The organism is Enterococcus sp. (assembly GCF_032555305.1).
Taxonomy (GTDB): domain Bacteria; phylum Bacillota; class Bacilli; order Lactobacillales; family Enterococcaceae; genus Enterococcus_A.
The window spans coordinates 15,779-30,092 of the sequence record NZ_JAWGOQ010000007.1; the positions used below are offsets into that span (position 1 = coordinate 15,779).

General features: G+C 43.5%; 18 protein-coding genes and 1 riboswitch. Of the genes, 2 read left to right on the forward strand and 16 right to left on the reverse strand.

Going from position 1 to position 14,314, the window contains the following annotated elements:
• From rpoZ to E6139_RS07005, 6 genes are all read right to left on the reverse strand, one after another.
• Complete coding sequence (rpoZ, locus tag E6139_RS06980) at window positions 1–303, reverse strand: DNA-directed RNA polymerase subunit omega (RefSeq protein ID WP_316402343.1); 303 nt, start codon at window positions 301–303, stop codon at window positions 1–3.
• A gap of 4 nt (window positions 304–307) precedes the next feature.
• The gene (gene gmk, locus E6139_RS06985) at window positions 308–922 is read right to left on the reverse strand and encodes a guanylate kinase (protein WP_316402344.1); all 615 of its coding nucleotides are present in this window, start codon (window positions 920–922) and stop codon (window positions 308–310) included.
• A 111-nt stretch (window positions 923–1,033) separates the two neighbouring features.
• The gene (locus E6139_RS06990; protein ID WP_316402345.1) at window positions 1,034–1,918 is read right to left on the reverse strand and encodes a YicC/YloC family endoribonuclease; all 885 of its coding nucleotides are present in this window, start codon (window positions 1,916–1,918) and stop codon (window positions 1,034–1,036) included.
• An 18-nt stretch (window positions 1,919–1,936) separates the two neighbouring features.
• Window positions 1,937–2,152, reverse strand: coding sequence for a YdbC family protein (locus E6139_RS06995; protein ID WP_010745307.1), 216 nt, complete (start codon window positions 2,150–2,152; stop codon window positions 1,937–1,939).
• Between the two features lie 31 nt (window positions 2,153–2,183).
• Window positions 2,184–3,824 (reverse strand): patatin-like phospholipase family protein, encoded by a 1,641-nt coding sequence (locus E6139_RS07000; RefSeq protein WP_316402346.1) that lies wholly within the window; start codon window positions 3,822–3,824, stop codon window positions 2,184–2,186.
• Window positions 3,825–4,096: 272 nt separating this feature from the next.
• The gene (locus E6139_RS07005; RefSeq protein WP_316402347.1) at window positions 4,097–4,801 is read right to left on the reverse strand and encodes a class A sortase; all 705 of its coding nucleotides are present in this window, start codon (window positions 4,799–4,801) and stop codon (window positions 4,097–4,099) included.
• A gap of 267 nt (window positions 4,802–5,068) precedes the next feature.
• On the opposite strand from E6139_RS07005, the gene E6139_RS07010 reads away from it, so the two are divergent.
• Window positions 5,069–5,839: a hypothetical protein gene (locus tag E6139_RS07010; RefSeq protein ID WP_316402348.1), complete on the forward strand. Its 771-nt coding sequence runs from the start codon at window positions 5,069–5,071 to the stop codon at window positions 5,837–5,839.
• 43 nt (window positions 5,840–5,882) lie between these two features.
• On the opposite strand, the gene thiT is transcribed toward E6139_RS07010, so the two are convergent.
• From thiT to E6139_RS07025, 3 genes are all read right to left on the reverse strand, one after another.
• Window positions 5,883–6,470 (reverse strand): energy-coupled thiamine transporter ThiT, encoded by a 588-nt coding sequence (thiT, locus tag E6139_RS07015; protein ID WP_316402349.1) that lies wholly within the window; start codon window positions 6,468–6,470, stop codon window positions 5,883–5,885.
• Between the two features lie 49 nt (window positions 6,471–6,519).
• Window positions 6,520–6,618: riboswitch (TPP riboswitch) on the reverse strand.
• 69 nt (window positions 6,619–6,687) lie between these two features.
• Window positions 6,688–7,050: a hypothetical protein gene (locus E6139_RS07020; protein ID WP_316402350.1), complete on the reverse strand. Its 363-nt coding sequence runs from the start codon at window positions 7,048–7,050 to the stop codon at window positions 6,688–6,690.
• Between the two features lie 72 nt (window positions 7,051–7,122).
• Window positions 7,123–7,581: a low molecular weight protein-tyrosine-phosphatase gene (locus tag E6139_RS07025; protein ID WP_316402351.1), complete on the reverse strand. Its 459-nt coding sequence runs from the start codon at window positions 7,579–7,581 to the stop codon at window positions 7,123–7,125.
• 53 nt (window positions 7,582–7,634) lie between these two features.
• Between E6139_RS07025 and E6139_RS07030 the strand changes: the two genes are divergently transcribed.
• A complete protein-coding gene (locus E6139_RS07030; protein ID WP_316402352.1) occupies window positions 7,635–8,603 on the forward strand; it encodes a 2-hydroxyacid dehydrogenase family protein in 969 nt (322 codons plus the stop codon).
• A 2-nt stretch (window positions 8,604–8,605) separates the two neighbouring features.
• Here E6139_RS07030 and E6139_RS07035 read toward each other — a convergent pair whose 3' ends face one another.
• The 7 genes from E6139_RS07035 to msrB all read right to left on the reverse strand — a co-directional run bounded on the left by E6139_RS07035 (window position 8,606) and on the right by msrB (window position 14,188).
• On the reverse strand, window positions 8,606–9,181 hold the full coding sequence (locus E6139_RS07035) for a TetR/AcrR family transcriptional regulator (RefSeq protein WP_316402353.1): 576 nt from the start codon (window positions 9,179–9,181) through the stop codon (window positions 8,606–8,608).
• A gap of 11 nt (window positions 9,182–9,192) precedes the next feature.
• Window positions 9,193–10,194 carry a Holliday junction branch migration DNA helicase RuvB gene (gene ruvB / locus E6139_RS07040; RefSeq protein ID WP_316402354.1) on the reverse strand — a complete coding sequence of 334 codons (1,002 nt, stop codon included), beginning with the start codon at window positions 10,192–10,194 and terminating at the stop codon, window positions 9,193–9,195.
• 13 nt (window positions 10,195–10,207) lie between these two features.
• A complete protein-coding gene (gene ruvA, locus E6139_RS07045) occupies window positions 10,208–10,801 on the reverse strand; it encodes a Holliday junction branch migration protein RuvA (protein ID WP_316402355.1) in 594 nt (197 codons plus the stop codon).
• A gap of 135 nt (window positions 10,802–10,936) precedes the next feature.
• A complete protein-coding gene (locus E6139_RS07050; RefSeq protein WP_316402356.1) occupies window positions 10,937–12,397 on the reverse strand; it encodes a helix-turn-helix domain-containing protein in 1,461 nt (486 codons plus the stop codon).
• Window positions 12,398–12,448: 51 nt separating this feature from the next.
• Complete coding sequence (locus E6139_RS07055) at window positions 12,449–13,147, reverse strand: LrgB family protein (protein ID WP_410470514.1); 699 nt, start codon at window positions 13,145–13,147, stop codon at window positions 12,449–12,451.
• Complete coding sequence (locus E6139_RS07060) at window positions 13,128–13,568, reverse strand: CidA/LrgA family protein (protein ID WP_316402358.1); 441 nt, start codon at window positions 13,566–13,568, stop codon at window positions 13,128–13,130. Before E6139_RS07060 ends, E6139_RS07055 begins: the two co-directional genes overlap by 20 nt.
• Window positions 13,569–13,759: 191 nt before the next feature.
• Window positions 13,760–14,188 (reverse strand): peptide-methionine (R)-S-oxide reductase MsrB, encoded by a 429-nt coding sequence (msrB, locus tag E6139_RS07065; RefSeq protein WP_316402359.1) that lies wholly within the window; start codon window positions 14,186–14,188, stop codon window positions 13,760–13,762.
• Between the last annotated feature and the right edge of the window lie 126 nt (window positions 14,189–14,314).

Here is a 14,314-nt window from a genome sequence, read left to right on the forward strand (position 1 = left end):
CTAGTTTTGTTCGTTGCGGATGCGCGCTTCTAGATCGCGTTGATCACGTTCACGCTGCAAGTGGCGCTCTTCTTCTTCCATTTTCAACCGTTCACGTTTGATTTCTGGATGCGGATCATTGATCACAGCACCTGCATCGATTTCTTCTAAGGCTTGACCCACACTTTTAACAGATTCAAATGAATCCAAAGTAGGCTGCGCACCTGCATCTAATTCATGTGCACGTTTACTGGCTAAGATTACTAAAGAATATTTTGAATTTACATGGTCTAACAACGTATCAATCGAAGGTTTTAACATCATAAGCTTATATCTCCTTTAACATTTTAATATATTTACCAATTACTCGGTCAACTCGGTAGTGTTCACTGATGATGATATCTTTGATTCGATCAACAGCTTTTGGTACTTGGTCATTAACAACTGCGTAATCATAAAGAGCCATCATTTCGATCTCTTGGCGCGCAACGCGCATCCGTTCTTCGATTACTTCAGGACTATCAGTGCCTCGGCCAACAATGCGGGCTTTTAATTCCGCAAGATCTGGCGGTGTTAGAAAAATAAAGACGCCGTCTGGCACTTTTTCTTTCACCTGTTGGGCTCCTTGGACTTCGATCTCTAGAAAGACATCCTTGCCTTCATCCAATGTTTGGTTTACATAAGTTAGCGGTGTGCCATAATAATTTCCGACATACTCAGCATACTCCAGCATCTCGCCTGCTTCGATCATCGCCTCAAATTCTTCCTTGGTACGGAAATAATAATCGACGCCGTCAACTTCCCCTTCCCGCATAGGACGGGTGGTCATTGAGACAGAGTATTGGAACTCATTATCATCTCTTTCAAAAATGGCTTTTCTGACCGTTCCTTTTCCAACTCCGGAAGGTCCCGACAATACAATCAACAGTCCTCGTTCAGACATACTAACGCCCTTTCATGCTCTTTTTCGCTAACGCCTATTGTGCACTTTTTTTGTGAGAATTTCAAGAGGCATCGCTAAGCAGCCTCTGAATTCTTATAAAATTTCACAGAACTACTCGACATTTTGGATTTGTTCCCGAATTTTTTCTAGGATCGTTTTCAATTGGACAACGATATCTTTGATTTGGATTGGACTTGATTTTGAGCCGATCGTATTGACTTCACGGTTCATTTCCTGCAATAAGAAATCCAGTTCGCGACCGACTGGCTCCGTTGTCTGCAAAAGTTTCGCCAGCTTTTCTAAATGGATGCTCAAACGGTCCAGCTCTTCATGGATGTCGCCGCGTTCCAGTAAAATCGCCAATTCTGTCAATAAACGATCTTGATCCACGGTATTGCCCAGATATTCTTCCAGCTTCGCTTGATACCGTTGTTGGAAGTCTGCTTCGTATTCTGTCACGAATCCATTCAACTCAGCGACTAGGGTTTGGACCTTTCCGCCATACTCAACCAAAACTTTTTGAATACCAGCGCCTTCATGCTCACGGCTGGTCGCTAATTGGGTGAAGGCTTTATCAGTAACAGCCTGGACCAATTCTTCTAGCGTGTCTTCTTCGGTCGGCTGATCGACTAAGGTGACAAAATCAGACTGTTCCATTGCTTTGACTAAAACCTGATCGACTGGAAAATCCACAACACCAAAATGTTCTTTCCCACCATTTTGCAGTTCAGCGACTAATTGCTGCAGCAATATCCAATCCACCGAAACCTGCTTGTTACCACTTTTCAACGGCGTCAAATTAATGAATACATCGACCCTTCCGCGTTGGATTTTTTCCTTCGCGATTTTGCGAATCAGCGCTTCAAAAGGATTTAGTTCCTTCGGCATCCGGATCTGCAAATCCAAGAATCGATTGTTGACGCTTTTCAATTCGATATTCAACTCATAGGTATCATTGGTTTGTGCCGCCTGTCCGTAACCAGTCATACTTTTCATTTGTTCTGATCCTCTCTTCTACATCTTGCTCAAGGTCTCTTTTAACACTGCAAATTCTTCATTGCTCAGGGTTACACCCTTGCCCATCTTCTCATGACCGGGTGCCCAATCCCGCAAATCAAATTTTGGCGGACGTTCATTCCAGCTCACCAGATTCAATTCCTTACGCCAGCCCTTCGGATTCTCCGATAGAACTGCGATTTCTTCTACGATTTCATAATTAAATTCAGCCATCATAATTCCTCCTACTTATCTATAAATAAGGTTATTTCTCATCAAACAGATCATTTATAAAATTGCCGTCTCGCAGGTACTTGAAAAAGAGCGCAAGCATGGTAGGAATCGGCCAACGACGATACGCAGCCTCTAGCGCTCCATCCTGCTGATAGATCTGCAACACCTGATAATAATCTGAAAAAACATTGTGATTCTCAAGAAAATCTTCAATTTGCTCCTGTACCGAATAATTCGCACTCAATTTGATCGGCATCTCGAATTGCTGCAGAATCGTTTCGACAAACTCTTGCGGCGTATAAACCTTTACCGGCGAGACCTTTACCCAATAGGCAAAAAACTCCATAAACGCTAAACTAAGCAGCTCGATCGGAACACTTTGAGGGAAATATTTTTGCAGCTCGGTATATAGCGAACTCAAATTGACCGTGATTTTGGTTTTTAGATAGCGCAAAAATTTCTTTGTGATCGTTTCAAAATCAGCAGAACGACTAAAAAAGTAGCGATAGCCCTGCAGTTCCCCAAACGCTCGCTTAGCCTCCAAATAACCAAGATCAATATTTTCCGATGAACGTGCACTTTGGAACAGCAACAAATCGCCTAAACTCCACGGGCTCGCCAAAGCCAGTTCGGCAATCTCATTCGGTAAGCGATATTTTTTATCCAGTCCGGGGCCATGAACATCCACGACAATCAATTCCGTTATTGGTTTTTCCATAGCGATATCGACAGGCAGATTATTACGATAGCCGCCATCTACATAGAGCTCGTTCTTAATTTTCGCCATTGCCATCATAGGAAAGAAGGCCGAAGAAGCCAATAACCAATCAATGATCTCTGTTTTCGGACATTGGTGGATTGGCACAACAACTTCTTGGAAAGCTGGGACCTTTGTCGCAACGACATAAAAAGGACAGCCCGATTGAATTCTTCGGGCATCCAAACGTTCCTCCAATAAGCGTCTGAGCGGTTCGGAGGAAACCCCGCGTTGCCGCAAAGATGTTCGAATAAACGTACGCAATTGGTCGACTTGGGCTGAAAAGTCCAGCTCCTCCACTTCTTTAAAGGTGATGTCCAGAACCTTATCCGTCTCAATCTCTTCCCAAAGCGCTAAGGCCTGATTGTAATCTCCCTGTGTGATCAACGCCCCATTCAAGCCGCCGACGGAGGTTCCGGTGATCACTTCAAATTGAATATTTTTTTCTAGCAGGGCCTTCCAGACACCGATTTGATAGGAGCCTCGCGCACCGCCGCCCCCCAGCACCAATCCCGTGTGATAGACCAATTCTTTTTGCCACATACCATTAGACAGCTGATAGCCTTCTGTGATTAGCCATTGCTGCAAAATCAAGTTAGCATCCAGCCTCAAGTGGAGCGCCTGTTTAAACTTTTGACGGGCAGCATTTTCTAGCAGCACAAAAGCCGTCTGCCAGCCCAGATTCGCTGAGATGAGCAAATTATTGATCTGCCAAGCATCCCCTTTGTCTGTCTTGTCTACAAGCAGCCATTGGGATTTTTTTTGCACCCAATAGCCTTCCCCGCGCTTGACCGCCGCCAAAAATTCTGTCCGTGCCTGTCCGTGAGACGCATAGAAAGGAAAAAGCAGATGTGTTTGTTGGAACTCTTCCCAAACCGCTAACAGATCCGATACATAAATTCTTTTTAGCTCCATCGCTTCCTCCCCTGATTTGCCGTCTGTCAAATCAACTCAGTATATTTGTTTTAGTATATCAGAAATATTCCTCCAACAAAAAACTTCAAAGCGCACTTTGAAGTTTTCTGGCAAATGGTTAATAAATTTTCATTTTCTATACCTTCTAACAACATTTCGCCAATTGATATAGACTGAATCGTTTAGTCTATACTCTCCAACTTATTGGTATCGCGAAAAGCTGGACAAACAAAAAGCGAGACAGAAAAGTGATTTCCCTGTCTCGACAACTTCTAATAGGTTTTTTGTTCCATCTCAAATGCCTTGCGCATTGTATCTGTTGCATTGTTGACTGGTGTCATAGCCACAAGATCTCCTTGTACGATGATCCGCGTCACACCTTCAATCTCACCACAGGTAATCAACGTCACCTGCTGTTTGTCCGGCTGCACATCCAAATATTTTACTTCAGTCGGCTGAACGCGAACCTTCAGCGTCGTTTTATAGGTGTAGATATTATGCAGATCCGTCAAATAAATCAAATCGCCTTCTTTGACACTCTCAAGCGGTGTAAATAAAAGGCCTGGGCGATCCGCACGGTGACTCGCCAATGCATAATTTCCTTCGCCTAATTTCTGATCTGGCGACAATGTCCCTGCCCCATAGAGCAACACTTCGTTGGATAAGCCCTTGAAAATCGGCAAATTGATCTCTACCGATGGGATCGCAATCCCGCCGATCACAGGCAGCCGTTTATTGCTTAGCTGTGCCTGTAGTACTGCTTCTGTACTGGCTGGCTGCACCGCATCGAAATCAAAGGATGCTTCTTTTTCCATATTTTTATCGATCTCGGCTCGGTCTATTTTCGCTACTGCATAGCGCTCGCCATTATATTGCATCAAAAAATATTTGATTTGATTGTTGAAAATCAAAGCTAAACCTACTAACAATAATAAGAAAAGAAAAATATTTATTAACCAATTTCTTTTTTTCTTCATCTCAAGCCTCCCGCTTTCTCCCGCTAATCATATCATACTCTATTAATTCCCGTGATACTACTTTCAGTTAATAGAAAAAAAATTAAAAAAAGAAATAAATGCATTAGAAAGTTGTTATTTATTAAAATGATTTTAAATGTTAACAAAGTGCTTCAATGTTGCAGTTTTTAAGGCATTTGTAATCTAATTTTAAAATAAAAGATACGAGCTTTTTTTTTATTATTGAGTTAAAATGATTGTGACGACTATTAGAAAGGGTGAAAATTTGTGCCAGATACGTTATTTGCTTACATCGATTCCACAAGTAATGCTGTGCTCTCAAAAGGTTTTTCACCCAACGATTTTGTTGATGGAATCGTCCATCAACCTAAACATTTGTTATTGCTAGATCCTGTTGCAGAAGCTGGAGAATACGAGCCTCATACAGGTTTGAAGATCGTTAATAGTCCTGAACAAGTCCAACAATTTTTCAACAACAAAGTCTTCACTCAATCCAAAGGAATCAAGTGGATTGATTTTAATGATTTAGCAATGCTAAAAGAACTAACTCCATTAGAAATTTCAGAACTGCTTTATTTTGGTCATATGCGGACACACCTGCATTCGCCTTTTTTTTACAAGTTACAGAATAATTTCGTGTACTTCAATTTGGGCAATGGAACAATGCGAGTATATTATCGCTATTTAGATGAGTTCTATCGTATCCTTGCCAGCAAATTGACCCGTGTCGTGTTGGAAAGGGTCAATGATCGGCGGTCGTTTTTCCGTAAAGGTTCTTCTGTCGCACCATTAGATGGCGAACTATTGAAGGAATTATATCCGATCTTGCAGGAAGGTGCAATTTTTTGTCTCAGTGAGTCCGAACTAAAAAATCGGGTCTACAGTATCCCAATTTTCCTATCTGATGAAAAAGGCTGGCGCCGCAGTCCTAAAAATTATAAGAAAGAACAACAGATTGCAGAGATCAGTTATGACACTGCTAAACAGCTATGGTCATTGGAAGTCGAAAATGATGATCCGGTCTTCTCATTCCGCTAATAAAAAGCATTTGTCTGCTAAGGACAAATGCTTTTTTTGCTGTTTATTGATGGCTTTGTTTCTGGATCAAATTCCCGTCTTTCGGTAAAAATAGCTGTGGGACTTTTTCAGCAACGATGACCGCAACGATTGCTGTCACAACGGCTGTCGCCAAGCCGCTGACTCCGTTCATAATCAGTGAGAAGATCCACGGATTCAATCCCCATAAAGCATAACTGCCCCAGAAAACCACACCGGCGATAAAATGCCAGAAGAATCTTGCTCCGGTCCCCATAATCGTCCCGTAAATAATATTTTTACGAGCACCTCGCAAGTCTTCATCAACTAGTGCCTGTTGAACTTTCTTAGCATACAGCCCGGCGAATCCCGCAAAGGTAAAAGCAATCGGGTATTCGATCAGTACTTGAATGACACTTAAAAAGTAAACATCTCCCGCTGGAAAATGCAAGATTCCCCAGATGAACGCTGAAAGCAACGCGGGCTTCACACCACGGCGCAATGCGAATAAGGTCATTGGAATCATCCCTAGTGAAACGGTAAAGCTGCTGCCGATCGTTGTCGGGATCAATGACAGCATGAAAGCCAATGCCGCCACGATCGTCCCTTCGATCATGATTCTTGTTTTGTGCATAAAAAAACTCCTCCTTTTGAACATACAGTCCACAAAGGAGAAGTAAATATCTTTACTTCATCACAATTCCTACGCTCGAATAACCGAAACAGGTACTAGGGTTTAGAGTAATCTCAATCTCAGCCCGAGGGCTCCCCTTTGCGACAGTATTATTCTATTTTCTAGTACATCCAGAGTATAACAGATGTCTGATTGCTCGTAAATGTATAAAATACTTTTATCGTGAAATACTTTCCTGATCACCGCTTGGTGATAGGGTCGTTACCTTTTTGATCCGATCAATCGTCAGCATCACCAATTGATTGTCTTGAGTGCGGATAACGATAGATTCATTAGCGACAACTTTAGGCAGCCAGCCTGAGATCGTATGAAACTTTTCTTCGTTTTTCTCATCTTGAACTTGAATGACCACTAAACTATTCTGTAGAGCTGCCATCTTCAGTTTGAGAAAAATATTCTCGTTGGCCTGCTCTTGGGCACGTTTTTCAGCAGAATCATTCAAAAAATCCGAGATGAAACGATACGATGAATTTGAAAACAGCTTGATTAAATTCTTTTTTGGCTTCTCGTTTTTAGTCATTCAGCTTCCTCCTATCAAGAGCACGGTTGCGTAGTTTGATTTTACTTAAATTCACAAGAAAAAACAAGGAATCTAGTCCAATTCAAAAAAAGTTAACCATTCGTTTAAACCTTTTTCAATTAATTCATAGGTTTCTTCAAAATTTCCTGTGTACCAAGGGTCCGGAATGCTTTCTCCCTCATGTCCCGGCACGCGATCCAGATACAAATAAATCTTATCTTCCGTGCCCGCTGGAGCCATCGATTCCAAATCGTGGACATTTTCCTGATCCATCCCAATGATGTAATCTGCCTCATAGAAATCATCAGTAGTCACTTGGCGAGCACGCATTCCTTTAGTAGAAATATGATGCTGCGACAACAGCTTCTGGGTTCCGCGATGGGGCGGGTTTCCGACCTCCCAGCGGCTGGTGGCTGCTGAATCGACTTGATAATTATCCTTCCGCTCTTTTTCCAGCGTATCGCGAAAAATCGCTTCGGCCATCGGTGAACGGCAAATATTTCCCATACATACAAATAGAATCTTTTTCATGTCATTCCTCCTGTGCTATAGTCAATTTATCGAAATGAAACGAGGGATTGTAAATGAGTAAAATTTATCTTTCCGCCAAACTGCCCGAGCTTGGCACAAACTTATTAAAAGAAGCTGGACTTGATTATCAGGTTTATGAAGGCAGCGGACTGATTTCGAAAAAGGAATTGATCGAAAATGTCGCTGACTGCCAAGTATTGATTTGTCCGCTCTCTACACAGGTCGATCGCGAGGTCATCGATGCCGCACCTGAGCTGAAATTGATCGCCAATTTTGGGGCCGGCTTTAACAATATCGACAGTGCTTATGCCAAAGAGCAAAAAATCTATGTAACGAATACACCGGTCGTCTCTACGAATGCCACTGCGGAGTTGACGGCTGGATTAATTATCAGCCTATCACGCCGAATCGTCGAAGGTGATCGTTTAATGCACGATCAAGGCTTTGACGGCTGGGCACCGCTCTTTTTCTTGGGCCATGAGCTTAAAGATAAAACCTTAGGAATCATCGGTATGGGACAGATTGGTCAAGCCTTAGCCCAAATGATGAATGCTTTTGGCATGAAGATTATCTACAATCAGCGGCATCCATTAAATGCTGAGCTTGAGGAAAAATTACAGGTAAGTTACTGTTCTCAAGCTGAAGTGATCCAGCAGGCTGATGTTTTAACCTTACATGCTCCGCTAACAGAAGATACCCATCACCTGCTAACAAGCGAAACATTTGAACAAATGAAAGACAGCGCCTTGCTGATCAATGCTGCCCGCGGTCCATTAATTGACGAAGCTGCCTTGCTGCAAGCTATAAAGAACCAGCAAATTGCCGGGGCTGCATTAGATGTTTATGAATTTGAACCGCAAGTCACCGAGGGATTGAAAGAACTATCCAACGTCATCCTCACCCCGCATATCGGTAACGCCAGTGTAGAAGCACGGGATCAGATGGCTGAAATCGTGGCAAAAAATGCGATCGCGCTATTAAATCAGCAGCCGATCAAACATATCGTCAACGGACTGGACTGAGCTTAACGCTCGTTCCAGTCTTTTTCGTATAGTCGATAAGCAAAAAACTCAATATCTTTAGCAAAACGAAATAACTGTGCTGCGATCGTGATGGGCGGCTGATCAGCACCTGCTAACAGCCAGTCGATCAAAATTCCGCCGCAACCATGTGCTAAGAAACGGGCGTAAAACTCTTTATCGGTTGGCGAAAGCTCGCCCTCCTGATCAACTTCATCAAATAAGCGAACAAATAAGTGCTGTGCCAATTCATTGAACTCTTTCGTCAATACTTCCGGTGTCGCCTTCACCGTATTCAAATAGAACTGATGGCAGACCTGCATTTCCTTCAACATTTTCAGAACGGATTCTTCCCAGTTGGTCAACGCTAAATCGTCGGAGACCAAATATTGCAGTCCCCGCTGATAATAGGCGTAATGGAGCAGATCATTCTTGTCCTTAAAGTGATAATAAAATGTTTGGCGGTTCAAGCTGGCCTTTTGACTGATATCTTGAACAGTGATCTTGTCGTAATTCTTTTCTTGGCACGCTGCGACTAGTGCTTGGACAAATGTTTCTTTGGTCGCTTTTCCTTCCGCCATTTTTTCACCTTCTATGCTTGATAAGGATAATTGAAATGTTCATAAGCTAACGGTGTCGCCATGCGGCCCCGTGGTGTTCGTTTGATAAAGCCTTTTTGGATCAAATAAGGTTCGTACATATCTTCGACCGTTTCCCGCTCCTCGCCGATGTTGACAGCGAGTGTGCTAAGTCCGATTGGACCGCCGTGATAGAGCTCAATCATCGTCTTTAACAGCTTTTGATCGACATAATCCAAGCCGGCTTCATCAACTTGTAATAACCCTAGTGCCTGATCCGCGACAATGCGGTCAATCACACCATCCGACTGAACTTGTGCGAAATCCCGGATACGCTTCAGCAAACGGTTGGCGATTCGCGGAGTCCCTCGCGAACGACGGGCAATCTCGACTGCGCCTTCTTCCACGATTTCCGTTTGAAAGATATCCGCTGAACGCAGTACGATCTCCCGCAGATCACTCTCTTCATAATATTCCATATGGGAAATGATTCCAAATCGATCCCTTAACGGTGCGGACAGCATTCCTGCCCGTGTCGTTGCCCCGATCAAGGTAAACGGCGGCAATGGAAAATGCACGGGGTGTGCAGTCGGGCCTTGCCCTACCATGATATCGACATAATAGTCCTCCATCGCTGAATACAAGGTTTCCTCCGCTACCCGCGGCAAGCGATGTATTTCATCGATAAACAAGACATCGCCAGGCTCTAATTCATTCAGAATCGCCACTAGATCACCCGGTCGTTCAATCGCCGGCCCGCTGGTCGAACGAATCTGGACATCCATTTCATTAGCAATCACCATCGCCATCGTCGTTTTCCCTAGTCCGGGCGGCCCGTAAAGCAAGACATGATCCAGCGCTTCTTGCCGGTTTTTCGCCGCTTCGATATAGATCGACAGCTCTTGCTTGACCTTGTCCTGCCCGATGTATTGTGCAAGATAACGAGGACGCAATGATTTTTCTAAACTCTTATCACTCTCATCTGCATCAGGTGAAAGCAAACGTTCTTCATCCATTTAAGTCGTCCTCCTATTTCTTCATCATTAATTTTAGTGCTGCTCGCAAGTAATCGTCGGTATTCTGCAGTGTTTCTTTCTCCAGCACCTTTTCGACCTTCTTGATTTCTTTCGGACTGTAGCCCAACGCCTGCAGGGCTTCCATCGCTTCCGCCAGCGCAGTATCATCGTTGCCCTCATAAAATAGCGACATCGGATCTTCGACTAATTCGGTCAGCTTGCCCTTCAGATCCAATACCATTTGCTGAGCAGTCTTTTTGCCGACACCGGGGAACTTCGTCAAATAGGTCACATCGCCGGCTTCGATTGCTTGAATCAGTCCTTGATGGTCTTCATTTGCCATGATCGCTAATCCGCTTTTCGGACCGATCCCTGAAACAGACAGCAGGCGTAAAAACAGCTCTTTTTCGGCTAGTGTTTCAAAACCATATAGTAAATGGGCGTCCTCACGAATGATCTGCTGCACATAGATTGTGATGGACTGCTCCATTTTGCTGCTGTAACGATACGGATTGCCCATCGCGATTTGATAGCCGATCCCATTTACATCCAGCACCACATAGCCGGGACTGATGAAGGTCAAACGACCTGTAATATATTCGTACATAATTGTTCCTTTCTTGTGTAAAGAAAATGAATTTCTAAACAGGTACTATACGGTTCATTTCCATTCGTTTTTCGTTCTTAAAACCAATGACAAACTGCACATATGTTCTCATTATTCTAGCACAAAAATCGACGGTTAAAAACTCTTACCGCCGAATCCTTGTAATAACCTTAATAAGGCGAAATAATCCGCCATCCGTAATTCCTGTGTGATTGTCAAAGTCGGAACTTCCTCATCCTCGTAGAGTAGACTGGTCGTCAGACAGAGATCACTGTTGATTAATGTTTCCACAAAAACGACCTGAAAGTCATTGGCAAGAAAACGCCGCAGGTCTTCTTTTAAAATCAACTCTTCGAACTCAGGCAGATCTGTTTGTAAAAAGATCTTCAGCACAGGCTGGTCCGTTAATTCAGGCAAACGACGCAAAACAGATAGATAACGACCGAATAAAATCGATTCGCTTCCACCTTGATCCGCTAAAATCTCTGATACAAATGCCACAAGCTTGGGCTGCTGCTGTGTGACCATCGTCCAAAAGGCTTTCCCATTAATATTATAGCGAATCACAGGAAACAGACGATGGTACAAATGTCCGCTGATCAAATAGTTCTCCGCATGCAGAGCTTGAAAGCTTTGCCATGTCGAAGGAGTATTGATCTTCTTTTCCAGCAATCGATACATCGCCTCTAACTCAGCTATTACTGAAAAAGGCGGCTTTGCCAATAAGTGCCGGATTCGCTTGGCCATAGTCGGCACCTGATAATACTCTTCCCGCGTCAACAGATTTAAAAATAAATTTCCCAGCGAAACTTGACTGTGAAAATAGGCTGGCATGATTGGTTTTAACTGACGATAAAAATCATTGAAGAGCGGATCATTACTCAAGGTGTTTTGACTGTCTGAATTTCTTTCTAGCGGATAGGATTGAGCCTCTCTCAGCAAATGCGCGGCTACCAAATATTCCAGTCGCTGCTCCTTGATCGGATTCAGCGCAATCTGGAAAAAGCCTTGGATTCCCTGACTGATTTCTTTGACTAGCTCATGCTGAAGCAGAGAAAACGGCCAAACTTTCCCCCGAAACAAGCGCCAATAATAGACGGACAGGTACATCCGTACAGTCGGCTCCGGTGCGCAAAAAAGAACTTGTCCCTGTTGAATCGTTAATTCCAAAGGCGCAAACTCTTTCTGCAACTCTTTCAATTTGCGGCGGATGGTCGACTCGCTGCGAAATAGTTTTTCACTCAGCTCTTTGATTGTCCGAGCCTCTCCATTGATTACTAGATCCAGCAGTCGGCAAGCTAAAGAATGGCGAATCAGATCCACCAAAAATTGATTCTGCTCCATCGTTTGTTTGGCGATCATCAGACGATAATTGTTGCCTTTTTTTTCAAATAAAGGCAGCTCCGTCTCCGTGAAACGGCGATATCGCTTGCTCATTTCCTCCAATAGGCGCTGTACGCTGCGAGCGTCCAACCCCAGTGCTTCCGCCAATTCACTTTTCTTATATAATTGTCCGTCATCCATCAATTCTAATAAGCGAACACTAAAATAAATCTCTTTTTCGTAATTTTGTACTTCCAGCGCTTTAATATACATAAAAAAACTCCTTCACGCCTCATTTTAGCAAAAGAGCGCAAGGAGTTACTACTAAAGTCCTTCGAATAAGCGAAACAGCAGCGGCAGGAGCGCCACCGTCGTTATGCCGTTGACACAAATACATAAACCAGCCAGAATCCCTTCCAGCTCACCGATCTCGATCGCCCGGCCAGTACCGATCGCATGAGAAGTACTGCCTAACGCAATTCCTTGCGCGATCGGACTTTTGATCTTAAACAGTTGAAAGACTTTTGTTCCCACTAATGCGCCAAAGATTCCGGTCGAAACCACGATCGCCAGCGTGACTGGTGAAATGCCGCCCATCTGGCTAGAAAGATCAACCGAAATCGCGGTCGTCACGGATTTTGGCAATAAGGAAACGATGATTCCCTGCTTCAAGGAGAATAAATGACCAATCTCAACACTAATCAAGCAATTAAGGACGACACCTACCAGCGTTCCTAAAATCACAGGTAAAAAGTATTTTTTGAGCTTATCGAAATTTTGATACAGCGGCAAAGCCAAGGCTACCGTCGCTGGTGTGATCATCATCGTAAATAAGCTGCCGCCCATATTGTAGGCTTTATAACTGATTCCGCTGATTTTCAATAGAACGATGATAATAACGACACTTGCGATCAAAGGATTGATGAAGGGAATGCTGACCTTGTTCAACAGCTTTTCCATTGCTACATAGATTAGCAGGGTCAGGGCTAAACCAAAAAGCGGGTTACTCGCCAGCGCTGAGATCATCCGCTTCACCTCGCATCGTTTTGATTTTTCCGTCAACTTTTTCAACTAAACGTGCCTTTTCCGCATTGCCCTTCATGCTGATTTTTTCAACAAATTCGGCTGTTTTACCAACAGCTACAAGGGATACTAACGAGCAGACAACCACTGCCCCCAGCAGGATCGGCCACGTGTATTTGATCGCTCCATAATATTGCATCAAACCGACACCAGCCGGTACAAATAAAATCGTCAAATGATTCAAGAGAAAATTGGCTGTATCTTCAATCGCGGAGGGCTTTAAAAGCTTGCTTTGGAAGGAAATGAATAAGAGTAAAATACCGATAATGCTTCCCGGTACCGGCAAGTGGAGAAACATCCGCAGTCCTTCTCCGATAATGGAATAAAGTAATAATAAGCTTAGTTCTTTAAATAGTTTCAAAAATATCGCCTTTTCTTAAAATAGGATAGTTCTAGTATAGCGAAAAAGGATCAGCCGATTCACCAACTTATGTTGAAATTTCATGCATTTTCTGAAAAGATCTGTTGTTCTAAGAAGTGCTATTCCACAAAAAAACGAACGATCACAAAAGGATCGTCCGTTTCCAGTTCATATAGTATTGTAAATAAAACTTATTTAACAAGCTCTTTATAGTCACCGTAGCCGGCTTCTTCCATCTCTTCGACAGGAATAAAGCGTAATGCTGCAGAGTTGATACAATAACGCAAGCCGCCTTGATCTTGCGGACCATCATTGAATACATGTCCTAAGTGGGAATCGGCTTCTTTGCTGCGGACTTCGACCCGGTGCATACCATGAGAAAAATCAGCTTTCTCTGCGACGCCCCGTTTTTCGATTGGACGGCTAAAAGCAGGCCAGCCACAGCCAGCATCGTATTTGTCACTGGAAGAAAATAGTGGTTCCCCACTAACGACATCCACATAGATGCCTTTTTGATAGAAATCATCGTATTTACCGGAAAATGGCCGCTCTGTCGCATTCTCCTGCGTCACTGCGTATTCCATCGGTGAGAGTTTCTTCTTCAATTCTTCTTGCTCCATCGTTCTTCCCCTCTTTCAAGCTTACTTGGAACACGCTGAGCATACACCCGAACAGAAAAAGATACGAAGAATATGCTCATAACTCCTTTGAATTACTGCGAAAAGGTAAAGAACGCCGAATCATTA